The organism is Paenibacillus sp. HB172176 (genome assembly GCF_011947265.1).
In the GTDB taxonomy this organism is placed as follows: domain Bacteria; phylum Bacillota; class Bacilli; order Paenibacillales; family Paenibacillaceae; genus Pristimantibacillus.
This window is the reverse complement of sequence record NZ_JAATHD010000012.1, coordinates 143,938-170,092: the sequence shown is the minus strand read 5'-3', so window position 1 is coordinate 170,092 and position 26,155 is coordinate 143,938. Positions and strand designations below refer to the sequence as shown.

Annotated in this window: 15 protein-coding genes; 6 read left to right on the top strand and 9 right to left on the bottom strand. The window is 50.1% G+C overall.

The window, feature by feature from the left end:
• Nucleotides 1-82: 82 nt before the first annotated feature.
• The 6 genes from HFP08_RS16710 to HFP08_RS16685 form a co-directional block, all read right to left on the bottom strand.
• Nucleotides 83-772, bottom strand: coding sequence for a hypothetical protein (locus tag HFP08_RS16710; RefSeq protein WP_168121734.1), 690 nt, complete (start codon nucleotides 770-772; stop codon nucleotides 83-85).
• Between the two features lie 116 nt (nucleotides 773-888).
• Nucleotides 889-2,490 (bottom strand): type 2 periplasmic-binding domain-containing protein, encoded by a 1,602-nt coding sequence (locus tag HFP08_RS16705; protein ID WP_168121733.1) that lies wholly within the window; start codon nucleotides 2,488-2,490, stop codon nucleotides 889-891.
• 68 nt (nucleotides 2,491-2,558) lie between these two features.
• Nucleotides 2,559-3,422: a carbohydrate ABC transporter permease gene (locus HFP08_RS16700; protein WP_168121732.1), complete on the bottom strand. Its 864-nt coding sequence runs from the start codon at nucleotides 3,420-3,422 to the stop codon at nucleotides 2,559-2,561.
• Nucleotides 3,423-3,432: 10 nt separating this feature from the next.
• Complete coding sequence (locus HFP08_RS16695) at nucleotides 3,433-4,392, bottom strand: ABC transporter permease (RefSeq protein ID WP_168121731.1); 960 nt, start codon at nucleotides 4,390-4,392, stop codon at nucleotides 3,433-3,435.
• Between the two features lie 235 nt (nucleotides 4,393-4,627).
• On the bottom strand, nucleotides 4,628-10,531 hold the full coding sequence (locus tag HFP08_RS16690) for an S-layer homology domain-containing protein (RefSeq protein ID WP_168121730.1): 5,904 nt from the start codon (nucleotides 10,529-10,531) through the stop codon (nucleotides 4,628-4,630).
• A 356-nt stretch (nucleotides 10,532-10,887) separates the two neighbouring features.
• On the bottom strand, nucleotides 10,888-12,648 hold the full coding sequence (locus tag HFP08_RS16685; protein WP_168121753.1) for a glycoside hydrolase family 2 protein: 1,761 nt from the start codon (nucleotides 12,646-12,648) through the stop codon (nucleotides 10,888-10,890).
• A 189-nt stretch (nucleotides 12,649-12,837) separates the two neighbouring features.
• On the opposite strand from HFP08_RS16685, the gene HFP08_RS16680 reads away from it, so the two are divergent.
• A complete protein-coding gene (locus HFP08_RS16680) occupies nucleotides 12,838-13,749 on the top strand; it encodes an ArsR/SmtB family transcription factor (protein ID WP_168121729.1) in 912 nt (303 codons plus the stop codon).
• Between the two features lie 246 nt (nucleotides 13,750-13,995).
• Nucleotides 13,996-14,646, top strand: a complete 651-nt coding sequence (locus tag HFP08_RS16675) for a transcriptional regulator (protein WP_168121728.1) — start codon at nucleotides 13,996-13,998, stop codon at nucleotides 14,644-14,646.
• Between the two features lie 861 nt (nucleotides 14,647-15,507).
• On the opposite strand, the gene HFP08_RS16670 is transcribed toward HFP08_RS16675, so the two are convergent.
• Entirely contained in the window at nucleotides 15,508-17,487 is a 1,980-nt protein-coding gene (locus HFP08_RS16670) for an alpha-amylase family protein (protein WP_168121727.1), read from the bottom strand.
• A 201-nt stretch (nucleotides 17,488-17,688) separates the two neighbouring features.
• Here HFP08_RS16670 and HFP08_RS16665 point away from each other — a divergent pair, with 201 nt between their 5' ends.
• Nucleotides 17,689-18,558, top strand: a complete 870-nt coding sequence (locus HFP08_RS16665) for an AraC family transcriptional regulator (RefSeq protein WP_168121726.1) — start codon at nucleotides 17,689-17,691, stop codon at nucleotides 18,556-18,558.
• A gap of 67 nt (nucleotides 18,559-18,625) precedes the next feature.
• Here the strand turns inward: HFP08_RS16665 and HFP08_RS16660 are convergent, their stop codons facing one another.
• A complete protein-coding gene (locus HFP08_RS16660; protein WP_168121725.1) occupies nucleotides 18,626-19,051 on the bottom strand; it encodes an organic hydroperoxide resistance protein in 426 nt (141 codons plus the stop codon).
• Nucleotides 19,052-19,196: 145 nt separating this feature from the next.
• Nucleotides 19,197-20,066, bottom strand: a complete 870-nt coding sequence (locus HFP08_RS16655; protein ID WP_168121724.1) for a helix-turn-helix transcriptional regulator — start codon at nucleotides 20,064-20,066, stop codon at nucleotides 19,197-19,199.
• A gap of 122 nt (nucleotides 20,067-20,188) precedes the next feature.
• On the opposite strand from HFP08_RS16655, the gene HFP08_RS16650 reads away from it, so the two are divergent.
• The 3 genes from HFP08_RS16650 to HFP08_RS16640 are packed head-to-tail and all read left to right on the top strand — an operon-like array spanning nucleotide 20,189 to nucleotide 25,976.
• The gene (locus tag HFP08_RS16650; protein WP_240941503.1) at nucleotides 20,189-20,839 is read left to right on the top strand and encodes a hypothetical protein; all 651 of its coding nucleotides are present in this window, start codon (nucleotides 20,189-20,191) and stop codon (nucleotides 20,837-20,839) included.
• A gap of 16 nt (nucleotides 20,840-20,855) precedes the next feature.
• A complete protein-coding gene (locus tag HFP08_RS16645; protein ID WP_168121723.1) occupies nucleotides 20,856-24,989 on the top strand; it encodes a glycoside hydrolase family 2 protein in 4,134 nt (1,377 codons plus the stop codon).
• A 24-nt stretch (nucleotides 24,990-25,013) separates the two neighbouring features.
• Nucleotides 25,014-25,976: an alginate lyase family protein gene (locus HFP08_RS16640; protein ID WP_168121722.1), complete on the top strand. Its 963-nt coding sequence runs from the start codon at nucleotides 25,014-25,016 to the stop codon at nucleotides 25,974-25,976.
• Nucleotides 25,977-26,155: the final 179 nt, after the last annotated feature.

Sequence of the window (26,155 nt, the reverse complement as noted above, 5' to 3'; positions counted from 1 at the left end):
CGCTAACTCAAATTATTCGTTCCAAGCAGAAAGCGGCCCAGCAGGACGCCGATTTCCTTGCTTCTTAATGATGTAAAACTTTTTACTGTCCAGTAAAGGCCAGCTCACCGTTCTCATTATAAACGATGAAATCCCCGCTTCCTTCATCCTTGTCCGCGAGCAAATAATTATTCAGGTTGCTCTCTCTGACATTAACTAATACATTGACATCCTTCTGAGAAAGCGGGCTCAGCAACAGACTGACCACCTTCTCGTTGCCCGAGAAGAATGGGTCCTCATGCGCTTGTATCCATGCCGGCAATTTCCGACCTTCCATATGCTTGTACAACTCGCTGTCCTTCAGCGGAAATTGCGTAAGTCGCTCATAGGATGCGCCATAATATTCTCCGCCAGGCGTATCGATAATAATGGACTGAATGGCAGGCTCGATTAATCTCATCTGGAATATTGGCGTTTGCAGAAGCTTATTCGTCTTGAAATGCTCATATGCCGATGCATCGCCTTCGCTCCCTGAATTCGATATAACATCCTGAAAGGGCTCGCTCGACATGAAGGTCAGCACGGCAAGTCTTACTTTGCGCAGCTTCTCTTCGAGCGCTTGGGCTGATTTGTTGACAACCATCTGATTAAGCGAATTCATCTTGCGCCCCATTATAGCTGATGCAATGTAGTAGGATGTTCCTCCTGATATTAATATCGCAGTCACTGTGAACAGCACTAGCGAGAGCCATATTCTTCGCTTGAAGGAGCTCCCGTAAATCCATTTTTTCAAACGCATATCCCTCCGGCTCTTGTCATACCAACAGCTTAATGGAAAGTCCCGCTTCGTTCCACTTAAATAGAGAAAAACGGAGGAAGTCAAAGCTCCCTCCACCGTTTCACTTTTATTTATTTTTTCATATAACGATCATAAGCGGATTGATACACGGCAATGAGCTCATCGATTTTCAACTTCTTAAGCTGATTGATGTAAGTGTCGTACCCTGCGTCAACTTGCTCGCCGCCCATTACCCATTTCTGCGTTGTTTCGGTCACATAGGTCGTAATCGCAGTTTGAAGCTGATTGATCTTATTCTGTTCCTCTTCGGTGAAGCTTAGCGTTGGAAGCGTGTAGTTCGGATCAATATAGTTATTGTCTTGATAATCAAGCACGCCCTTCAGAGCAATTTCATTCGTCCACTGCTTCTCATAATTAAAGTCTTGCCAAGCGCCGATTCCTGCAAGCTGCGCGCCGTAATCCGAGATCAGGTAGCCAAGCACAGAAGGCTGCGCCAGCACTTCGTCCGTGAATATCGGTTGTCCGTCCACCATGTTGTACGTCTCGCCTTCAACCCCGAAGTTGAACATTCTGCGCCCTTCCTCCGACCACCAGAAGTCAAAGTATTTCATTGCCGCTTCCTTATCCTCGGATTGAGCGGAGATTGCCCAGCCCTTTCCGTTAAGAGCTGCTCTCATGCCTGTTTCGAATATCTTGCCAGAAGTGCTCGCCGGCGGAGTCATCGGATAGAATTGCATGCCTGGCACATCCGCAGACAAGGAATCATTATAGCCGGCTGTGCTTCCGAACCAATCATGCGTGGAGCCGCCAGTGTCGTTCGCGAGGAGCGTGTCCCTAGCCGTGGAGCCGCGTGTATAGATCTCCTTGTCAATCAGCCCTTCCTTATACCACTGAGCAAGATTGGATAGTGCATCCTTGTATTGCGCTTCGTAAGGACCGAAAGCAATTTGGCCGTCCGGTTTTATATAGAAGGTATTGAATGCGTCGAAGAGCGGCAGCAATTGATCTACTCCTGTATCCGTTCTCCGGTTGAAATACGGAATTTCATCCTTCTTCTTATTGCCGTTGGGATCATCATTCAAGAATGCAGTCAGAGCATCATGATATTCATCAACCGTCTTCGGCATTGAAAGTCCCAGGTTGTCAAGCCAATCCTGGCGGATGAACCAACCGGTTGAAGCGGCGCCGTCGGCAACGAATGGAACATAGAAGATTTGTCCGTCAGATTGAGTTATCGCATTCGCAACATCAGGGCGTTCATCCAAAAACTTCTTGAAATTTGGCGCATACTGATCAATCAAGTCATTCAGCGGCTCTAACGCTCCTTCAACTGCAATGCTGTTCAGGTTGCCCAGATTTGTTGACACAATATCAGGTATCTCGCCTGAAGAGAGCATGAGATTATACGCTTGCTGCTCTTCCCCTCCGATAGGAGCAACATTCTCCAAATGCACGTTGGTCGCTTCCTCCGACTTTTTAATGACAGGCATATCGTCGGAAATGGGATTTGTCTCGGCATCAAAGTAGAAGATGCTTAATTGCGTTGGCTCGGCATTCGGATCGGCAGTTGCTGAAGCTCCTCCATCATTCGTTGCATTCGCAGCATTGTTGTTGCCTGCAGTTGAATTCGAATTGTTGTTGCTTGAACACGCTGCAAGCAGCGAGCTCGTGATGAGAAGCAGAACTAACATTTTACTCGACTTTCGTAACATTTCACATTCCCCCATATAATATAATAATATGTTTGCATCGGCGTGGCTTGGAGACTGAAGCTTTATCATTATCCCTTAAGCGAGCCGATCATAACCCCTTTGACAAAGTACTTCTGAATGAACGGATAGACACAAATAATCGGAATGATTGCAACAACGATAGTAGCATAAATGATCGTTTCGCCAATTGTGAAAGCGGCGGTGTCCAGCATCGCGTTGGTCGGTTTCATCTTCACGACCAATTGATTCAACACAACCTGCAGCGGAACCTTATCCTGATCTCTCAACATAACCATCGCCCAGAAGTAGCCATTCCATCTTGATACGCCGTAGAACAACGCGATTGTCGCAATCGCCGCCTTGGACAGCGGCAGCACAATCTTCAACAATATCGTAAGATCGCCCGCTCCATCTATTCTTGCCGCTTCCTCAAGCTCAGACGGGATCGATTGAAAGAAGGTGCGGAGAATGATAAAGTTGAAGGTCGTGATTGCAAAACCGATAACAATTCCGAACCTGCTGTCCAGCAAGTGCAAATCCTTGAAGTTCAAATACATCGGAATCATTCCTGCGCTGAAGATTAAGGTCAAGGATATGAGAAGATTAAAGAAGGTTCTGCCAGGCAATCTCTTCTGCGCAAGCGGGTATGCCCCGCAGATGGTAAGCACCATCGATACGACAACTCCAACGACCGTATAATAGATCGTATTGGCATATCCTGTATAAATTTTTGGATCTTGAAGCACAGCGCTGTAAGCATCCCAAGTCAAATTCTTAGGCCATAGGAGCACCTCCCCCGTAACCACCGCCTGAGGCGAGGAGACGGATGCTGACACCACATACAAGAATGGGTATAACGCCAATAACGATATGATGGCAAGAAACAGGTTATTGAACCCATAGAAGACTTTTTCACCGCGACTTTCCAGCATTCCTTATCACCTACCACAAACCGTTTCCGGTATATTTTTTGCTAAACCAGTTCGAAGCGACAATCAGGATAAATCCTACAATGGAATTGAACAAGCCTACCGCTGTCGCCATATCATAACTCCCATTGACAATCCCTTCGCGATACACATACGTACTAATGACATCCGCTGTCTCGTACGTAACCGGTTGATATAGCAATATGATCGCTTCAAACCCAACATCCAGAAGATGTCCAATTTTCAATATAAGCAGAATCATAATGGTCGGCAGAATGCCGGGGAGCGTGATGAACAGGGTTCGTTTCCACTTGTTTGCCCCATCTATAACTGCCGCTTCGTAAAGCTCGGAATTAATTCCTGAAAGCGCGGCAATGTAGATAATGGCTGAGAAGCCCGTCTCCTGCCAAATGGTCATCGAGTTGAAGATTGTTCTGAAATAGCTTGGCTCAGCAAGGAAATAAATTTTGTCCCCGCCGAGCTTGTCGATAATCAAATTCACGATGCCGCTGCTTGGCGACAAGAAATTCGTAACGATGCCGCATACAATAACGATAGAGATGAAATGCGGCAAATACGTTAAAGTCTGTACCATCCGCTTAAACAAAGCATTCTTCACTTCATTCATAAGCAATGCCAAGACGATCGGAGCTGGAAATACAAACAAAAGACTGTAAAAGCTGATTAACAGCGTATTCTTAAGCACACGGCCAAAATATACACTGGTCAGAAATTGTCTGAAATGCTCCATGCCAATCCACGGACTGTCCGCCATTCCTTTGAACAAGCTGTAGTCCTTGAACGCAATTTGAATTCCCCACATCGGCTTGAACATAAAGAAGCCGTACCATAGCAAGAAAGGAATGAGCATCAAAAACAAAATATAGTTTCGATTGATCCCTTTCCATAGCGAGGTTAGTCTCCTTCGATGCTTACTAACTCTCTGCGATGAAGCCTCAGCTATCGTTTCCATAAGTTCCTCCAATCACAGTTCTTTCTTTTCTATGGCTTCATTATATCAACCCTGTGATAGAGGATAGAGGCATAAAGCTATGCACTGCGTAGTAAAATCCTACTTTATCGTCAATCTTGTTGCCTGCATTAAAGCTCAAAAGAGCAGCCCTTCAAGCGTTCACACATCGCTCAATAGTGACTGCTCTTATAAGATTAACCAGTGTAGCTACTGTCTGACTTGCGGAGTTCGTTCATTAAATCAGTTCTGCCGTTTGCAGCAATCGCTCTAACAGAACCGCTGCTTCCGCACGAGTCATAGCATCTTGCGGAGCGAGAAATTGATTGTTCTTGCCCTTCAGAATGCCAGATTGCAAAGCAAGCTCCATTGCGTCCTCAGCCCAAGGAGATACTTGAACGGCATCCACATAAGATGGCAACAAATCCTCTGAGGGCTGCTGAGACCATGCATCCTCAAGATCGGTAAGAGACATAGCATTGGCGATTATCGTCATAGCTTGCTCGCGAGTGATGGTGTCATCGGGATGGAAGAGACCATCCTCAAATCCATTGATCAGATGTCTGTTGCAGGCGGTCTGCACGACTTCCGCATACCAATCCGAGCTCTGAACATCTCGGAATGTCGAACCCCCATCATCCAGCTCCAATCCTAAAGCCCTGACGATAAAAGCAGTGAATTCTGCCCGAGTTACACGAAGATCGGGACTGAAATTCCCCTCGCCGGTTCCCTTAATAACCATTCTGGAACCCAAATCATTAATCGCATCCTTAGCCCAGTGGTTCGATGCATCATAGAAAGCAATCTCATGAGAAACAAGCGAATAGACGCTGTTCGTCATGCTGTTGATCTCAGCATAATAAACGCCATCTTCCTCTACAATTCGGGTAGGCACATGGCGAACTTCGCCATCTTGCTCGATAATGAGGCCTGTTGTAACGCGATTTGGATCAACCTCCTCAGGGATTGCAATTGTTCGCATGACATAATTATTGAAATGGTTCAACTCCATCTGTTGGCTGCCGAATACGGCTTCAATATTGAATTCAACCGACGGAGCAACAAGTTGAAAGTCATTGCGCTCCGAGACAGCCCGAACGATTTCGATTAACTCCTGAGCGGGAGTCGCTATACGAATGCGAATATGAATATCTTCTAGTGAAACCGTTTGGCCGAATTGATTTGAGATTTCCCCAACATTTAATTGCGATGACGGCAACGTGTAAGACGCATTGTTCGTTTGAATGACCAAAGCAGCTTGGCGCTCGCTTAATTCCTTCAACGACCGCGCATCCAGTTCCCCGATTACAACATCTGACTTCGTATTTACCGGCACGGTAATGACTGGATGATCTCCCGCAGAAGCAAGAATTTCACTTAAGCTTCCGCTGTCAAGTTCAACGGTGGTTATCGATTGTTTGTTCTCCACTGATTCCGTCATTTTGCCTATCTTCATTGGTTTACCATTCACTTTGCCTTCAAAAGCTGAATTTGTTGACGGCTGACTCGGAATAGTAACGCCTGAAAATGGCGAGCTTGGCCTCACGGCCTGCGAAGCATCCGACACTTCGCCGTTGCCGGCAGCATTCTGAGCGTAAACGGTGAATGTGTAGGATTGTCCATTGGATAAGCCCGTTATCAGTATCGGGCTTCCAGTCCCTGTGACGGTTCGTCCGCTTGGTTGAACTGTAACGACATACCCGGTAATCGAACGGCCCCCATCCGTTGCAGGCGCTGTAAATGAGATCGTCGCACTCTTATTGCCTGCAGATGCAACTATATTCATTGGAGCAGAGGCTGTCGTGCCGGGCATCGCGCTCGCTTCACTTGAGAATTCGCTCAAACCGGAGCCATTCATTGCTCGCACAGCAAAGTAATAGGTCTGCCCGTTCGTCAGCTCTTGTATATGAGCTTCGGCACCATTGACCGTCGCAATAGCCTCTTCGTCATATTGTCCCGAAGCAGATCCCATGTACACACTGTAAGCTACTGATTCCGCTACCGGCTCCCAGGTTAAATCAATCCGCCCCTCGCCGCTAACCGCAACAAGATTTTGTGGAGCTTCTGGCACCTCTGGCGTTTCTGACGACAACACAATTTGTGTAATGGCAAAGGAAATGCTGGCCTCCTCATAAGTCGATACCGTGACGGTTGCCGTATAGGTTCCGGCTGCAAGACCAGCCTTAATCGCGAAGGACAAGTTGTTGGACTGACCTCCGCTATTCAATTGTTCTGAAGGCTGAGTCAGTTCAAACGCATCTGCTTCACTACCGCTCAGCTCAGCGTGCAATTCTGTTAAATCCCCTGTTCCGCTGTTCTTTAGCGGCACGCTCTTAATTTCCTGTGTGCCTGCCTCATAACCTTCAATGATCGGTGAGGCCGTTTGATCTGGAACAGATTCGAATTGATAGGTCAACTCTCCCGGCGTTTCAGATTGCTCTGATTCATCAGCCTTCGCAAAAAATTGCAGCTCTCCAACATTTGCATTTCCTGATGGCGTGTAGTATCTGATATAACGGTACATCGTATCATTCTCGAAAGTAACGAAGAACCAGCCTGAGCTGTTAACCCCGCTGAATGAATACAGCGTATCAAAGCCTTCTCCATCATTCGATCCCTGGATGCTGCCGCCATTCATTCGCTTCCAATAATTGCTCGCTCTTGGATAATACTTCACACCTGCAATCGCCTGTTCATTGCCTGCTCCCAGGTCGACAAGAACCCAGCCCTCTGCGGTCGTTGTATCCGGTGAAGTGCCAGTATTCCCGTCGAACGCATACCATCCATTCTCCTCCGGAGTGCCGGTAGTGCCCGGCCAAGCATTGGTATTCGAAGTGACCATCGCAGCATCCACAGCAATGGATTTCATAGTTCGAATGGTCACGGACTCGCTAGGATCGGTTTCACCTGAATTCCCGCTTGCTGCAATGCGATAAGAATAGGTTATGCCTTGATTTAAATTTTCATCTGTGTAATTATTTTCTGTCGTCTCGTCAATTGCGATATATTCGCTGTCTGCTCCATCCTGACGATAGATCACATAATAAGCCGCTCCATTAACCGGTTCCCAATCCAGCTGTGCACTGAAAGGACCCACCATGATGCCCGTCAGATTCTCGGGAGCATGCTTATCTTGCTCGGGATAAATCTTAATCCCGACTTCCTTCTCCGTATAATTGCCAGTCTCATCCTGCGCATAGAGATGAAAGGAATAATTCCCAGCAGCAAGACCTGCAGAATGAATGCTTACCGTCCCTCCAAGCTTGCCATTTAAATTGGTGTTGATGAAGCTTGGGTTATCGCTTGTTAAAACAATATCGCTGGAATCCGGATCTTCGATTGCTATATTCAGAGTGAAGTTATTGTCATTCTCGTAAGCAACCGCAGTGTCAATCTCATCGCCATGATCTGTAGTCACCTTAATAACTGGCGGTTTCTCCACAGGATCAAGCTCGTAGCTGTCAAGCAGCACCTCCGTGTTCGCATCCTGCGACACCGCTTTCAAATAAAAGCTCTGCAGATTCGCGGGATAGCTGTCTACACTTACGAATTGCTCTGAAATATTGGTATTGACATGAATCCATTGTCCATTCGTGTCAGGCACCTTGATTGTCGCGAACGGCTCCGTATTATCCCCTCGTTGCAAGTTCAACTCAGCAGTTCCATTCGATTTGACCGTGAATGACACGATCGCGTCTTTCGTACGATCAGCCTGCAAAGCACCTTTGCTCATATAATACAAGCTGCCGTTTACGGCTTTGACGTATGTCCTTGAATCCTCATAGCCTGTTTCCAAATCGTCTGATATAGCAATTGCCTGATCTTCGATTTCATGACTGTTGCTCGACGATTGTTCATCTGGTATTAATCGATTTCGATCAATATTGCGATAGGATTTAATTACAATTGGAGAAGTACCGCTATATGCGAGCGAAACATTATGAATCCCGGTAATCTTGGCGATATCCTCATTCGGAATATCCGATGTGAAGGTAAGCATCGTCCCATTCGTATTCTTCAAGCTATAGGAGGTAATAAGCTCGCTATCGCTATACAAATTCAATAAGCCGTTCGCATCCGTTGTCTTCGCATTTAACTCGATGCTGTTAACCCCGCTGTCAAAGTTCATCTGGTCGAAGGAAATTATTCCGCCGTCGCTCATCTCAACACCGTCAGTACCGACTTCAGCTCCTCCCGACAGCTCTCCATCCGCCGCAAGATTCACATCGCCCGCATAATAGTTCGAGAAAGAAAACCAATCAAAAGCGATTTGATAGGAAAGCCAGTTTGCGCTGCCATAATACTTAAAAGCAATGAGATGCTCTCCCGAGAGCGGTCTGCTGAGCTGACCGGAGACTGTCGCATAATCTGTCCACCAGCCTGTGTTCGGCACCTGCAGCGTCGTCAGAACTTCACCCGCATCAAGATCGCCTGCAGTCACATTCTCCTTATCTATTCCATCTACATCATCAAGCAGAATCACATCCACCTTGGTCCCCGCGCTGGAATTGCTTGCTGCGCGAATGGTAATTCGATCATAATTGTCGCTTAGATTCAGGTCGTACCATGTATATTGATTCTCATATCGCACATCATACAAGACCGATCTCATACCATCGAGATCCTGGAAGGTATTCGTGCTTGTCGTCGCGCTTCTGCCCAAGTAATCGAACGCCTGCATTCGGTCGTAAGCATCCTTCGTTTCTGCATAGGTGGGCTGACTAAGCGGCTGCGGCGGGCCTGTTACTTCGCCGGTTGCCAAGTCCTCTGTTCCTTGTAGCAGAACATAAGAAGGAATAGCTTGAAGTCCCCCCTGCTTCTCAATCGATTGATGCAAATAGGCGATTTTATCATCATTCGGATCAAGCGGCGAATCTTTCATGTGAGTATAATAACCGTAAGTAAGCTCTGAAGCATATCCTAATCCTCTTCCATTGTCGCTTACTGTATCGAAATAATCAGCGCTTTCATCCGCTATGATCCCTGTGCTTACATTGACGGGAGTATAGAGAATGTTATAGCCGAGATTATACTTCGCCAACAGGTTAGCGCCTGTTAATAGACGATCATCCAGGAATTCAAACATGCCTTCGCCATTCGCATCATCCGTAATCTCGCCAAAGGTTGGGGAATCTGAATCAGGATCCACCTTTGTGCCTTGAAGCTCGCTCATATATGCGATCATCGACAAAGCTCCCGTATTCCCCGATGCATGCCCCATATCTCGTCCCATCTCGACAAGCTGCACATGAGGATCAACGGGCTCGCCTGTCCGCTCGTTCTGCGTGACATATCGGATCTGATGGAAGATGTCTCCTGATAACCCCGGTCTCGGCGCCGTCTTGTTCACGGTTGACCACTCTATAGCTTCCTCATACCAGCTCTCATTGTCCGAGAATACCGCTGCCATCGTATACGCAAGCGCTGCAATATCATGCTGATTCATCCATCTACCGTTATTATGATAGAAATTACCGTCATAGAAAGCCATTAGAAAGTTATTCACAAAGTTGTTCGTATCATTCTCTGTCCAGCCCCATTCACCCTCACATTCAGTATAACGCAGCAATTCTGCCGCTCTAACCATGTTCGCCATCGCATCTCCGATACTGATATGCGAATCAGTGAAGCCAACCGGATCAGAAGGATCAATCAGCGACCAGAGGCGAATGATAGACATTGCCTTCTCTCGATAACGGAGGTCTCCGGTTGCCGTCCAAATGACCGCATCAGTGAAAGCCGCCTCCGCGTCAACCTTAGCTTCCTTGGCTTTCGAATCATTATCAATCTTCGTATAAGCGGGCAAGGAAGGATCCAGCTTGCTTTGATTGCGAATATCATAATCCAGCGAACCGCTTGCTTTCTGCCGGAAGCTTTCGAAAGCGCTTACCCATGGCTCCGCGCCAATAGCAACCTTCTCCTGCATAAGCCTGAGCGTATCCGCACTGAAACCGATAGCTGGATGCACAAATCCGGTATTGCTGACTGTTTCATCAATGACAGGTTGTTCATAAATCGCTGAAGCCGGGGTCTCAGGATCATCAGTATTTTCTGCCGCCCCAGCAGTTTGTGTGAATATCGACATAATCATACTGGCTGCAAGAAAAACAGAGATCATTCTCAACCTTTTATGTTTGTTCATAGACATTTACCTCCCAGATTCAATCGTTCTTTGATAGCGTTTTCAATTGCCTCGAAAAATTACAGGTTCATATGATTTCAATAAAACCGTTCAGCTGCATAGCCTCCTTTCATTCGACTGTTATCAGAAGATTACACACTGAATTATAGAGCAGATTGACTGTTGTGATGACCGGGTATTCCTACTTAATAGAGGGTTGATTTCTACTTTTATCTTTCAATGAATATTGCCATTAATTGTATTCGAGGCAGTATGTCAAAAGCGCAAACTCCCCCCAAGACATAATCGTCTTGAGGGTAGTAACGCGCCGCCCGCCAGAGGTCGGAGCAACTTTCTGCCTAATTTCATACCTGCCGCTATTGCTTATTAATCTTGTGAATGCGCTCCACATCGACCTTCGGCTCGCGATTAATCGTGAGCAAGCCGTTCACCTCTTGCTGAACGTCCGTCAGCTGCGTATAGCAGAAGCCGCTGACATAATCCAGATTCTTGATCGCTTGCGTAATGCTCTCGTAGCGCGCCAGGAATTCTTCTTCGTTCTTCACCTGGTTGCCGTACCCCCAGCCGTCCTCGCTCGTGAACGCGATGCCGCCGTATTCGCTGATGATGACCGGCTGGCCCTTGTAGCCGTAGCCTTCGGCGAACGGGAATCTGTGCCCATTATGCGCAATGTCATTGCTGAGGAGATGATCCTTGTCCGTATAACGGGCTTCCAGCGCAGGGCCCGTTTCCTCGTAATCATGAAGCGTGATAATATCCGAAATCGTATGCTCCCAACCGTCATTGACGACAACCGGCCTCATCTGGTCGAATGATTTCGTCAAATGATAGATCGCTTCGGTGAATTGCTGCTGTTTCCGGTTATTCGCGATTTGAGCGATGCCCCATGATTCGTTGAACGGCACCCAAGTTATGATGCTTGGGTGGTTGTAATGCTGGCGTACAACCTCCATCCATTCCTTCGTAAATCGCTGAACCGCATCATCTCCGAATTCATAGGCTGCTGCAATTTCCGACCAGACGAGCAAGCCCTTGCGATCCGCCCAGTACAGGTATCTCGGATCTTCCAGCTTCTGATGCTTGCGCACGCCGTTGAAGCCGAGCGCCAGCGTTTTGTCGATATCTTCGATAATCGCTTCCTCGGAAGGCGGAGTCAGATGCGTATCCTCCCAGTAGCCTTGATCCAGCAGCAGGCGTTGATAAAGCGGATGAGAGTTAAGCACGATGGTATGTCCTTTGATTTCAATATGGCGCATGCCGAAGTACGAGTATACGGTGTCGACCGGTTTCCCGTCCTTCTTCAGAATTACCTCGGCATCGTACAAATTCGGGTGATTCGGATGCCATGCGTGAATCTTCCATTCTTTGGTGTCGTTCATGACGCTCAGATCCACCTTCAGGAACTTCCGATCGACGCTTGTCTCATTCGAACGGATCAGTTCGCCGTTAAACCGGATTATGGTCTGAAGCGTCAATCCCTCGTAAGAACGAACAGTGTCGCCCAGTTCATATTCGAACGTTACCGCAGCATCCCCCAGTCTTGGCGTAATCTTCGCGTGATCGACATGGAGCGCATCTACGTATTCCAGCCACACAGACTGCCAAATCCCCGTCGTCTGCACATACCAGCAGCCGAAGTTCTTCTCGACCCAACGCTGCTTGCCGCGCGGCTGCATCGTGCTGTTGCTGTCTTCGACACGTACCGTAAGACGATTGTCTCCAGCTTGTAGCGCGTCCGTAATATCGAACGAGAACGCGGCGTAACCGCCTTCATGCGAGCCGACATAGACGCCGTTCACCCACAGCTTGGCAAGATAATCGACAGCCTGGAAATGCAGCAGAACACGTTTGTTGCTTGCCGACTCCGGAATGGAGACGCTGCGCTCGTACCATACGCAAGGATGGAATGTTTCCTCGCCGATGCCGCTTGCTTTCGTCTCGTATGTGAAAGGCACCTGAATCTTACGGTCGCCCTTAAGCTCGTTGAACCATTTGCTTCTTTCTCCTTCGAATTGATCGTCGAAACGGAAGCCCCACTCTCCATTAAGCAGCTGCCAATCCTCGCGCAGCCACTGCGGGCGCGGATAATCCTTAACATACTTGTGCGTGCTGGACATGTTCATTGCACTCTCCTTTTGTTAATCTTTAGATTAATTAAATAATCAATAAGTGAACTGTTCTTGAACATATTATGCGAATAAGCGACTTATTTGTCAACTATAAGTTGATTAATTAATCAATTGGTTATACAATCAGAGAAGAATGACGATGATTCTTATTTTATAATGGCGAAGAGGCTGACCAAGATGGATATCGAAATCAATAACAAGAACATGCATATACTGGAATGCTTCTCCTCTGAAAGCAGAGTGAGAATATTAATGCTCTTGAACGAAGAGCCGCGCAGCATTAACGAGTTGGCCGAGGCGCTGGGCTTCTCCTCCGCGATCATAACGAAGCATATTCAGAAGCTGGAGGAGGCCGGACTCATCAGAACCGAGAGCATCTCCGGCAAGCGGGGCCGACGCAAGGTCTGCCATCTGCTCCACGATTCGCTGACGCTGCGTTTCAAATCAGTGAAGCAAGAGGATGACAACGCCTATTCCGTCTCCATTCCAGTAGGACAATACGCCGATTATGAGGTCAAGCCAACCTGCGGACTCGCTTCGGAGTCAGGCATGATCGGCATGGTCGACGATCCGCGCTATTTCTCCTCCCCGGATCATGTGAAGGCGAAGCATCTCTGGTTCGGCTCCGGATTCGTTCAATATCGGATTCCGAATTATTTGGTCGGGAGGCAGCAGCTCAGGGAATTGAAGATATCGTTCGAGATCTGTTCGGAGGCGCCCGATTACAATGAGCATTGGCCTTCGGACATTTCCTTCTCCTTGAACGGCGTTCATGTCGGCATGTGGACATGTCCCGGCGACTTCGGCCGCAAGCGCGGCGTCTTCACTCCGGATTGGTGGAGAACCGGCACGCAGCACGGACTGCTCAAGACGCTCACGATTGGCGCAGAGGGGTCGTTCCTCGACGGTCAGCGTATGTCGGATATCACTCCAGGGGATCTTCAGATCGAAGTAGGCAAGGACATTGCCTTCCAAATCTCGAATCCCGAGACGGCCGTTCATCGCGGCGGCGTCAATCTGTTCGGCAGCCGCTTCGGCAATTATGACCAGGAGATCGAGGTCGTGGTTCATTATGCGCCGGCGCCTTGAAGTTTGCCGAAAAGATCGATATGAAAGATAGTAGGTCCAAGCTGCATAGCGTAACAAAGATTGACAGAATGCAGCTATCGAGCTATAGTGAAGGCAAATGAATAGATAAAAAAGGCAAATGAATAGATAAAAACAGAATTTACCATACGCAAGATTTTAAGGAAGCACCTTCATTCTCAGCTTGTTTCAGCTGATGGAGGTGCTTTTTGTTGTTCCCATAGACCGACGAACAGGAGGTGTTCGAATATGCTGCATTTTGACCACTATTATGAGAAATGGATGTCTAAGCAATTGATGGAGGAAACGAACGCAAGGAGGCTGGAGAGGTTAAAGAAGGGACTTTCTTATAGCAGCATCGAGTTTCTGAGAAGAGTCTGGTTGCCTGCCGTTGGCAGCTTCGAGCATTTGCATGCCGAGTGGGAGGTTCGAGACTTTAGCAACGGATATCGGTATGTAGACTTTGCTTATATGCCGGCGGGCACGAAAGGGGGAATCGAAATCCAGGACTATGCCTCGCACGCCCGTGATCTCGATATTAGAAGATTTAAAGATTTATGCAGAAGGCATTGTCTTCTTGCTTTAGATAATTGGATTTTCCTCCCTATTGCTTTTCCGTCAATTACAGATGAACCCCAGCAATGTCAGCAGCTCATATTAGCGTTTATTGGCAAGTTTGTTGCTGCTCCTGCCGAGTCTAATCTAAGCTGGCTGGAAGCGGAAACAATTCGATTGGCAAGAAGGATGCACAAACCGTTTACTCCGACTGATCTTGCCAAACATCTCAGCGTTAGCAACCGACATGCAAGACGGGTGCTGCAATCGCTAATTGAGAAGCAACTGCTTGAGGTTGCGAGCGGAAAGTCGAGAATGCGAACTTTTCGATTAACCGAGAAATAAAGAAACGCACTCTTGAGCAAAGAACGAACGCATAAGCAAACAACGAATGCATTAGCAAACAATGAATTCTAAGCATACATCAAATTCTACGCGCACAACAAACTCTATGCACTACTTGTCTTCTTCGCACAAGCGGACACACATGAGACGTTATTGAAGGTAAATGCTGGGTTTATTCATTTTTGGCGGACACAGGTGACGTTATTTGAGAAAAATGCTAAGTTTGTTCATTTTGGCGGATACAGATGCCTCTATTTCCTCAAAAAAGCTTAAAAATAGCTGTTTTTTCGAAAATAACGTCATCTGTGTCCGCGAAAACATAAAAACAGCTAATTTTGCTTAAATAGCGAATCTACGGTCCGCTGCGGCTTTACTGTGACTGGGCTGCGGTGGTGTCGCTGGCCGCTACGACTTTGCTGCGACTGGGCTGCGGGTGTCGCTGGCCGCTACGACTTTGCCGTGACTGGACTGCGGGTATCGCTGGTCGCTACGACTTTGCCGTGATGGACTGCGGGTATCGCTGGTCGCTACGACTTTGCGGCGACTGGGCTGCGGGTATCGCTGGACGCTACGACTTTGCCGTAACTGGGCTGCGGGTATCGCTGGACGCTGGTGTTGTGCTGCGGTAGTATGCTGCGGCCTGCGGTCAAAGGGCTGTGGGCTGTCGCGACTTGCAGTATCTGTGCCTGTATTGCAGGCTGCTGCGATTGTGATGCAACTGGCCCGCTGGTGTTGCCGACCGCAGCTGTTGGGCTGCGTCTTTCCTAATAGGCTAGGGGGCAAGCGTTACTGTCTGCCAACAAATACAGGCATGCCTCAAAGGACATGCCTGTCTATGTCATCGTATTCTTCCAGCCTCACTCATTCATAATCCAGCACAACCATCTGATGGCATTCCAGCTCGGGCACGGTGTAGGAAATGATGCCCGCTTTGCTCTCGAACGGAAGCTGCGTCATCTGCGGCGCCAAATAAACATTGTTCACGGGATGCTGCGTTCGGACCGAAACGCGGACATCACTCAGCGGTACAATATCCTCGATCACCTCGACGCCCTTGCCGCGCAGGACGGGAGAAGCGTACAGCAGATGATTGACAAGCCGCTTCTCTTGCTTCTGCTCCTGAAGCGTAACGACGCCTTGAGCCGGCAATCCCGTTTGCAGCGACTTGTCAGGCAACAGACGATTCAGCGCATACAATACCGTCTCCTTCAGGATTAAGCTGCCCTTGGTCGCATAATCCTCGAATACGTTCCAGGCGATGTAGATGCCGTTCGCGCTCTCGACCATGCCCGGGCCTCCGTATTCCTGGCTGCTCGGCGTATGCTGATGCGAGCAGAAGGCTTCCGCGCTGCGGTTGAAATAAGGGTTCTCCCGCTTGCCAAGCTCGGCGCCGCCCGCAAGCTCCAGCTTTTGCCCCTGAGAATAGAAGATATAGGAGGCCATATTCAGGCTGCCCGGCTTAAACAAGGGTCGGAAGTAATCGGGACAATAGGCATTCAAGCCCTTATATTGTGCGCCGAAGTCAATGGCGAAGCCCTCACCCTCCAGATTCAGACCCGACCAGCCGGTCGCCAGCACCTTGCCGCCCTGCGCGAGATATTGCTCCAATTTGCGTTGAAGCTCCTCATCGATTGCGATATAATCCGGCAAAATCAGTACTCGATAAGGCGAGAAGTCGTTCTCTTTGTCCACAATGTCGAAAAGAAGCTTGCCTTCCAGCAGCATGCGAACGGCTCCCACATCTGAATGCGGCGTGCGCGCCTCCGCCTTAGCGGCCGATTTCGGATGCACGCCTGTCGCTTCGATCGAGAGCAACGCCACATCCGCCACATTCGACGCGTTCACGCACCAAGCCTCCTTCTGCTTCACCTCTCCGTAGGCTTCCCCAATCAACGAATAGGTCGCTTCGTCCATGCGTCCATTCGGATGAAGCTGATCGCCGATCGAGCATTTGGCTCCATTCGCCAGACTGAGAGCGGTTTCGTAACGCAGCGCGTTTGGATGCTTGTAACCCCCGAACTCTCCCCAAGAGGTGTGGAATTTGCCGGTCATGCCGAGAAAATCAACGCCAAGCGTTTGCGCGTATCTCGCGGACAGCGGGAAGTGATCATAACCCCAGCCGCCGGTCGGCAGCGATTCCAGTTCAAGATGCGTGTTCATCGACGCAAGATCGCGGCGCCCCCGCGTAATATGACCCCCATTGTGGAAGATAGGCAAGCCCGGCTTGACCGCTTCGACTGTCCCCTTCACCCTTGCCGTATAATTCGCATAGGTTTGCTCCCATAGTGCCCGCATCGCAGTCTCGTCACGAGGAGTCTTGCCTTCACTGCGCACACTCTCCATGCAATTGTGGCAATAGCATTTGCGCACTCCGACAATATCAAGAAACAAGCCGTCCGCGTCATAGCGCGACAGAGCTTCCTCGATTTGTGCGAGCAGTATGTCAAGATAAGGCGAATTCATGCAAAACTGGTGATAGCCGGGCTCCATGAAGCCTTTCACCCAATTCGTCGCATCGTTCTCGTCGCGGATCAACCATTCGGGATGGCGTCTCGCCAGCTTCTCATCGAGACCGGCCGATAGATAGACCGGCGTCTTGACGCCGATTTCATGCGCCGCTTCAATCTGGGCGCCAAGCAGGTCAAAGCCCAGCTCGGGATGCATCTCGTTCGCCTCGGAGGGATGGTACGCCCAGCCGTGATGGCATTTCGAGAACAATGTAACAGAATCTACTTTCCCCAGCATCAGCATTTCCTGAAATTGCTTCTTGTCAAAGCTTTCACCGATACTCTTTATCGCTTCAGAAGTGTGAAAATCAAGATGCACTTGACGAAATCTCATCCTTTTCGCTTCCTCTCCGGTTCATGTGCCTTAAGTATATAAACATTGCCGCGTGGCGGACAGGATTGGAAACGACTAATACTAGCACGATTTCGACTATTTCGAGCAAAGCATGCTACAATGGAAGCAAGCCTGATGCTTGTTCGCGGAAAGCTAGAGATATGACGGAGGCTGGAACACGATTTTGAGGAGGATTATTCATTGAAATGCCTGGAGCTGATCATCCCCCCGCTGCCGCAGCTCGTTACGATCGGCCATTCGTTCTGGTCGCCGGGGCAGCAGCATTTCGAGCGCTTATTCGATGTGTATGATTTACTGTTCGTCTGCAAAGGAAGCCTGTACATGGCCGAGGACGACCAGCCTTACGAGTTGACGGAGGGCTCTATGCTTGTGCTGGAGCCGGGACGCCGACATGTCGGACATCGTCCTTGCGAGGAGACTACCGAAATCTATTGGGTGCATTTTGTTCATCCGTCTCCGATTCGCGAAATAGACAGTGACAGCATTCCCTGGTCGTTCCCATATGCCAAAGGAACCGATCTCGACCTCTCTCCCCATCGCCAGATGATGTATTTACCTAAATTTACGGAATTTCAAATCCCGGATATCGAGCCGTATCTGCAGCGCATGCTGAAGCTTCACCGCAGCTTGTCGGCTTCCAGCTCCCTGCCGCTTCAAGCGGAGCTGGCAGGTCTGCTCGCAGAGCTGCAGGCTGCTGCCCGCAAGCAATTCGCGCCGCGCTCCAGGCAGCTGTGCGACAAGGTGATCGCATATTTGCGCGAACATATGACGCAGCCCTTCAACGCCGCGCATATGGAGCAGACGCTCCATTTTCATTTCGATTATCTCGCTCGCTGCCTCAAGACCTATACGGGCATGAGCCCGCTTCAATATCGCCATGACCTGCAAATGAAAACAGCGAGAGCTCTGCTCGATAACACTGCGCTTTCGGTAGCTGAGGTCGGCCAGCGAGTCGGCATCGAGAGCGTCAATTATTTCATTCGACTGTTTCGCAGGCATGCAGGCGTCACGCCTGGGCAGTACCGTAATCGGCGAATAGGCCGCGCATGACGAAAAGCCCCGCCGCGCGTGGCTGCGCACGGCGAAGCTTTTCAAATGTTTCTCTCTATCGCATCTTTTACGTTTTCGGCGAAACCTCAACCTCAATATTGCCCTTCGTGGCCTTGGAATACGGACATACCTGATGAGCCGCTTCCACCAGTTCGCTCGCTCGCTCTTGCGAGACGCCATTCACCAGTACATGAAGCTTGACCCCAAGCTTGAAGCCATTATCTTCTTCATCCTTCAGGAGCGATACCTCGGCCGTGACCTCTGTGCCCGTAACCTCCTTCTCCTTCTGCCTGCCAATGACAAGCTGCAAGGCGCTGTCGAAGCAGGCGGCGTAGCCCGCGGCGAACAGCTGCTCCGGATTGGTGCCGTCCCCTCCCTTGCCCCCTATTTCCTTCGGCATGGAGAGGTTTAGATCGATCTTCCCATCGGAGGAAGTCACATGTCCTTCTCTGCCTCCTGCAACAGTAACTGAAGCGGTAAACATCGCGCTCATCGCATGATCTCCTTTCTTTTCCATAACGCTATAAGGATGTGAGCATATTCTTCAAAATATACATAGCCCATCCCTAATCCTATAAACACAAGAAGGCGATCATGAATCAATCTTGACGACTTAGCGGTTGATCGGAACTGTTTGACTAGGACCTTCGAAGCAGCGCGGCGCGATATTCCAGCGGCGTCATGCTCTTATGCTTCTTGAACAGCTTGCCGAAATATGGAGCGCTCAGACTGCCGATTTCCGCCGCAATCTGACTTACCGACTTGTCGGAACGCCCTAGCAGTTCGCAAGCCTCTCTCACTCTTCTCGCTGCGATATAGTCCGAGAGCGTAGCTCCCGTGTGCTGCTTGAATAGATGAGAAACATAGTAAGGAGAAAGATGGAGCTCCTCCGCAAGCCGCTCAAGTCGGAAAGGCTCCCTGAAGCATTCTTCCAACCAATCCATAATCAGCTCAATGTGAGCAGCTGTCTTGAAGGACAACTCCTCTTCCGCAAGCTCCCCGTTCGCTGACGCAGACAGCTGAAGCTGGCGCAGCAACAAAAGGAGAAACAAGCTTCGCGACTCCTCGCCTTCATCGCCCGGCTCATGAATCGCTTGCGCGTGACTCGCAATGAGCTCCGTGAGAAGCGCATCCTCGAACTTGTATTTTGCCGACGGCAGTACGCCTCTGGATAAATAACGAAGAAATCCCTTCAGCTTCGGATAGGGAGCCAAATACGGCTCCAGCAGTCTCGGATCGAAGGTTAAATTGGTTCTCAAATAGGAAGCGTCGCCCCCTTGAACCTCCAGCTTATGCAGTTGATACGGCTGAAAACAGAACCAGGAACCACCTTCCAGCGTGTAAGAACGTCCCTCCACCTCCACCCTGCCCTTGCCTTCATGGATAAAGAGCAATTCCAGACCCTGATGCGCATGAAAGCGATGGAACAGCCTCTCGGATTGATCATATTTGAAAACAAGAAAAAATCGGCTGTTTTCCGGGTCGATATGCTCGATTCGCATGGCCATTCTTTCCGCCTCCCGTTGCAGAAAATCGCAATATAGCTATAGTTTAGCACAACATGGACATACCCGCGCGAAACTATAATAGAGACAGTATGAACGCATTCCCTAATCAAAGGAGATGTCCTATGTATCGCTATCACTATCGGGCTCAGCTTCGTTTCGACATCGAGCCGCAATCCTATTTCCGCGAAACGCTGCCGCAGTTGCGAGCTCGCATGAAAGAGATCGAAGCCAGCCATTTAAGTCTTTTCTCGGAAGGCAGCTGCTTGTTTCTTTATTATGAAAGTCCTAATGAGGAGGTTGATCCTCGCTTCTTATTCGCTGGCTGCGAAGCCGCGCTTGAACAATGGCCAGGCGAAAACATGACCCGCGAGTGGGTCCCGATGATGGATATATTCCATTATCAGATGCCCTTCGGCGACGTGGATTGGCGGCCCGCGAGCAAAAAGTCTGCAAAGCCCTTTGCCAGAATCGCCAGGCTGAAGCCCGATAAGGTTGCCAGCTATGTGTTCTATCATTATCAATATCAGGAGGAGAAGCCGGGCGATGGCGACAAATACGGCATCATCGCCCTGAATGAGAATCTCTTGTTCTTCTATTCGGAGCAACCGGCCACGATTGCCGCTCCGCCTTACGAGGGCATGCTCGCCACTTCCGCCACGCCCCGGGATTGGGCGGCAGCGATGCTGCCTCATTTTATCCCATGGAATAGCAGCACGGAGCCTCCCCAGCTTTGGAAAGAAATATCGCTTGTCGCGAGAATCGATGAGCCCTAACAAGGAGTGTGCCTAGATGAGAACGACCATTTGCTTGAACGGAGAATGGAATTTTATGCCTATTTACGGGGAGGAGGCGAATACCTTCGAGCTGCCCGCCGCGCTGTGTTACGAGCAACAGAGCTTGCAAGTGCCCTCCAGTTGGAGAAGCACCTATGTAAAGCCGTCAGGCAAGCTCTTCGGTGATATTCCCGAGCATGACTATGCTCCCTATGATGTCTACGGCTATCCCAAGGAATGGGCGGAGGCGAATGCCGGAGTGCTTCATCGCATGATTGAGCTGCCTGAGTCGATTGCTCGGAAGGAAGATCGGGTTATTCTGCGCTTCGACGGTATCATGCAGAAGGCGGCTGTCTATCTGGATCGCCAATGCGTCGCCATGTGGGAGGACGGATATTTGCCGCTGCATGTGGATGTGACGGAGTGGATGAAGATCGGGACAAAGCATGAGCTCCATGTTGTCTGCGGCAGCTTCGACAAGGTGACGATTCCATCCGGGCAGCAGAAAATAACAGGGCTGTCCGGCTCATGGTTCGGCTCGCTCGCCAGAGGTTTATGGCAGGATGTGTATTTGGAAATACAACCTGCCGTTTCACTGTCCATGGGAGCTATCCGCACCTCGGTCCGAGAGAACCGGCTGGAGGCAGCGGTGAAGGTTTGCGCTGCGTCTGGGGTAGCGGGTGATAGGAATCTCACCGTCAAACTGGCTGTAAGAGAAGCCGATCAGACGAATGCAGCTTCGCCTGTGCTTCGGGCTGAAGCGACGGTTGCTTCCTTGCAGCCCGGCGCGGATAGGGAGTCTATTGCTTTTCGGCTCAACTGGAAAGACGCCAGGCTATGGACGCATGATGATCCATTCCTCTATCGGCTGGACCTTGAGCTTTGGGATTCCGGCGCTATAATCGACCGAATCAGCGAACGATTTGGCTTCCGCGAGATATGGACAGAGGGTCCCCGGTTCATGCTTAACGGCATTCCAATCAACCTTCGCGGAGATTCCTGGCATTTCCAAGGCGCGCTGCAGCAAACCCGCGACTATGTGCGGAATTGGTATCGTATGTGCAAGGAAGCAGGCGTCAACTGCGTTCGGCTGCATGCCGAGCCCCATCCTTCCTATTATATGGACATCGCCGATGAGGAAGGCATGCTCATTATTGACGAAACAGCCATCTACGGCTCCAGCAAATCAATGGCGGCGGATCATCCCGCGTTCATCGCCAATTGCCGAGCGCATATCCGCAGATTGGTCGAACGGGATCGCAATCATCCCTCCGTCATGATGTGGAGCCTGCAGAATGAGATGCGCTGGGTCGACGGGCGAGACGGGTACAAAAAGCATATTCCCGGCTTGATGGATATCGTTCGCGAGCTTGATCCGACCAGACCGATTATTCTTGAAGGCGACAACCGATTGTTGGCCAAAGAACTGACGGAGGTGGACAGCCTCCATTATAATATCGACGGCACGATCTCGCAGTGGACTCGCGAGAGACCGCTCGTATTCGGCGAGCATGGCGGCTGGTGGTATGTCTGCCCTCAGAACAGCAGCATGTATGTCGGTCATGCCGCCTACCGGAACACGGATGAATGCGTGAAAGGGCTGGCGGAGAAGGAGCGGTTGTTCGTCGAATACGCCAGAAGGCAAGGTGTCAGCGGTCTCTCCACCTTCAACTTCGCGCATTATTTCATGCGCGCCATGCCCGAGAGAGACATTCCATTGGACATGGCGGATTGGAGTGAGCCCGGGCCTAAGCCGAGGCTGATTCCGAAATATTCGCTGACGCTGAACAACGGCATGCTGCCGAAGGAATATCCTTCTTATCGGCCGAATCCTGCCTTTAGTCGCATGGCAGCGGCCTTCAAGCCCGTCACGATGATTCCTGCAGAGTATAATCGTTCGTTCTTCGACGACGAGACAATCACGCGTCATTTCGATGTGTATAATGACACACTCTATGAGCGCCAGGTTCGCATTGAATTCAAGCTGCGAGTGAATGAACGGATTGTGCATCAAGAAACAATCGCGTTCACGCAAAAACCTGCCGAACAGCGAATCGCCAATTTGACCTGGACGCCGGTGCCTGTTCCTGACCTGACGCGCGTTAGTCTTCACGCCGTTCTATATCATGATGATCAGCCTATGCATGAGCTTGATCTCCTGTACAAGCTGCATCCCGCCCGGCTTCGATCGGAAGAGTTTTCCATTCTCGTGCCCCTCTCTTATATCGGCGGAGAGACGGATTTCCAAGTGATTCGCAGCCTTGTTCCGGCCTGCGAGCGGATTGCCGCGGAGCATATCGGAGCGTTGCCTCTCCCGCATTTGGTAGTGGTGGGCAGCAGACTTGAAGCAGGGCATGAACTGGAGCAAGAGTTGAAGCGGTTTGTCGCCAGAGGAGGCCGCGTTCTGCTGCTGGAGCAGCTCCATCTCTCGCTTGGCAAGCTGCCTCTGTCGAGACAGGATTTCTTCCGTGCGCATAGCGGTCATTACGATCATCCCGTCCTTGCGGGACTGGATGATGAGGCAATGATGTTTTGGCATGAGGAGCTGCGGGAAGACGGACCCGCGCCCATCATCCATGCCGCTTTCGAGAAGCCTGTCCATGGCGACTTTACGATGATTCTGGAATGCGGCGCCGGCGATTTCGGAGACGGCGGCGATCTCTGGTCACCGCTGCTCGAATACAGAAGCGGTCAAGGCTTGTTCATCGCCAATCAGCTTGAGTTGATGCGAAGCTTCCGCTCTGTGCCGGAAGCCTGCCTCTTGCTGCGCAATCTGCTGCATTATGCGGGAAATGTCGCGATATCCGCGCCCGCTTTAACTTGCGCGCTCGTAACTCCGGGAAGCGAAGCGGAGCTCTTCCTGCAGAAACTCGGTTTAAAATACGAGCTTCAAGATCAACTACAGCATGTGCCGTTTGCAATGTATGGTCAGGTAATCGTCGATGGTAAGCTGCTGCCGGTGCGGGATGATTGGATGCTCTGGCTGCAAGAATACGCTGGCGGTGGAGGAACGGTAATTATCCTTCCGGCTGAGCCTTCAAGTGAAGATGCATTATCCCGTTTGTTTAGTCGTACAGTGAGCATTTGTGAGCAGGAGACCTTCCATCTTGAGGCGAATTACGCTTTGCCGGAAACGTATGGGATGAGCCCGGTCGATTTGTTCGGCTTTGACAAGGTGTTCCTGTCCCCAAGAGAGGTTGTCAATGCGCCGCTCGCGACGTACAGCCTATCGGTCGAAGGCGCGGAGCAGCTCCTCACAAGCGTGGAGGGCACAGCGTGGAACGATTTTTTCGTGCGCCAGCATACCGATGAATATAGCCGGCTCGCGCTTGTCGAGCTGAATCGGGACAAAGCCCGGCGGTCCGGCCAATATGCGGCGATCGCTTCCTGCGGCGAAGGACGAATACTATACTCGCAATTGCTGCTGGATGCCAATAGCGACAAGCTGCTTCGTTTGTACACGAGATTGTTTACCAATCTGGGCGCCGCCTTCGAGGACCGATTGCTTGACAGCATCAAGGGCGATGAATCATGGGCGGTTGAGAAAATTATGGATCTCCCTTGCCCAGCCCATGTCGATTTCGAGGCGATGAAAGCTTATTATAATGATCCTGCGTTTTCGCTGAACAATTTGGGAGAAGGCTATTACGGCTGGATGCAGAAGAAGGAGAGAAATCGAGACGACGGCAGCTTCCTTATTCAGCCTGCCGGAGATGAACAATGGTTCTTAAGCTGCTTCGTTCATCTTCTGGAGGCGGAAGTGGGAACGATGCGTGCTTGGGAAGATTACGGCGATAACGGTGACTACGGTGATTGCGATGCTTCAACAATATGCGGGACTCGCTCCGGCTGTCTTCAGGTGGATTCGAACTGCGCCTATGAGATTTATATCAACGGCGAAAAGGTCGCGAATCCGGAGGAGCATGTTGAGCTTAAACCCGGATTAAACCGATTTATCGCGATTGTGTCTGGCGAGCCCGGCAAATTGGATGGTAGTATGGATGGAGCTGGCAACCGCAACAGCTCTGAATCTGATCATGCTGAGAATTCTGATGCCTGGAAGCTTCGTTTCGTGTTCCGCAATACGGACGGCACATACATGAAACATCTGCAATACCGATTGACAATCGATGAAGTCGATCCCAAATAACGGCTCATGAAAGGATAATTCATCATGCATAACGATTCTGCCAGTGAGGCGCTGCTGCGGCTTGCGCACGAAAGTCTCTCGGTGCAATGCCATGCCGTGCCTCTCTGGAAAATTCCCGGTTTCTATTACGACAAAGAAGGTCATCAAGCCGCCAAGCGACTGATGGAGGAGGATGCTCAGGCTATCTATACGACGGCGCTCGCGTATCGCCTTACCGGAGAAGCCCTCTACGCTGATAAAGCGATTGAGCTGATCGATGGCTGGGCTTCCATTAATCGGGGATTCACGGACCATGACGGTCCGCTTGTTTCGGCTTATTTGGCCACAGGATTTCTCCAAGCTGCTGAGCTGCTCAAGAACTATAAAGGCTGGCTCTCAGAGAGCAGGGAGCGCTTCATCCATTGGATGACGACGGTGTGTCTCCCTGAGTGGGATGGCATTCAAGGACGGAATAACTGGTGGAGCTGGAGTCTGTACGCTCAGCTTTCCCTCTATCGCTTCATGGAGGACGAGGCGAGAATGGCGGAGGAAGTTCTGGAGCTTAAAGCACATATTGATGAATCCTTGGATAAGTCAGGCTTTCTTCCCGAAGAAACAAGGCGGGGAACCAAGTCGATATGGTATCACTATTTCGCATTAGCTCCGCTAACCGCCGCTGCCAAAATTGTCCTGGACGCTACTGGAGAGGATCTGTTCCGCTGGATTTCCCCTTCCGGCAAAGGTCTGAAGAAGGCGCTTGACACGTTACTGTATTATTGCAACGGACATGCTGAAGAATGGCCCTTCGATAAAAATCAGGAGATGCCGTCTCCTCTCTCGTCCGAGACTTGGCCGTTGGATTTATTCGAAGCGATGGCCCGCCAATACGGGGACGACGATTATGATCATTTTGCGGCGTCGCATCGTCCCATCATCGGCAACAGAAGCCAAACCAGCGGCTATTTCCATTCTTATGCGTGGGTGTTCCCGGAGTTGCTTTTTGCATAGATACAGGGAGTTGGAGATTCATTGCAGCGATGCGATCATCATTAGATCGGAAGCTAGGTTGCTAACTGACAATCGAACCGCTATAAAAGAGAAATATTTGAACGATCTTATCCAAGGCAGCGAAGAGGATCAAGCCGCCGAGCAACTCCAGCTTCATATTGATTTCTCTCGGTTCGACG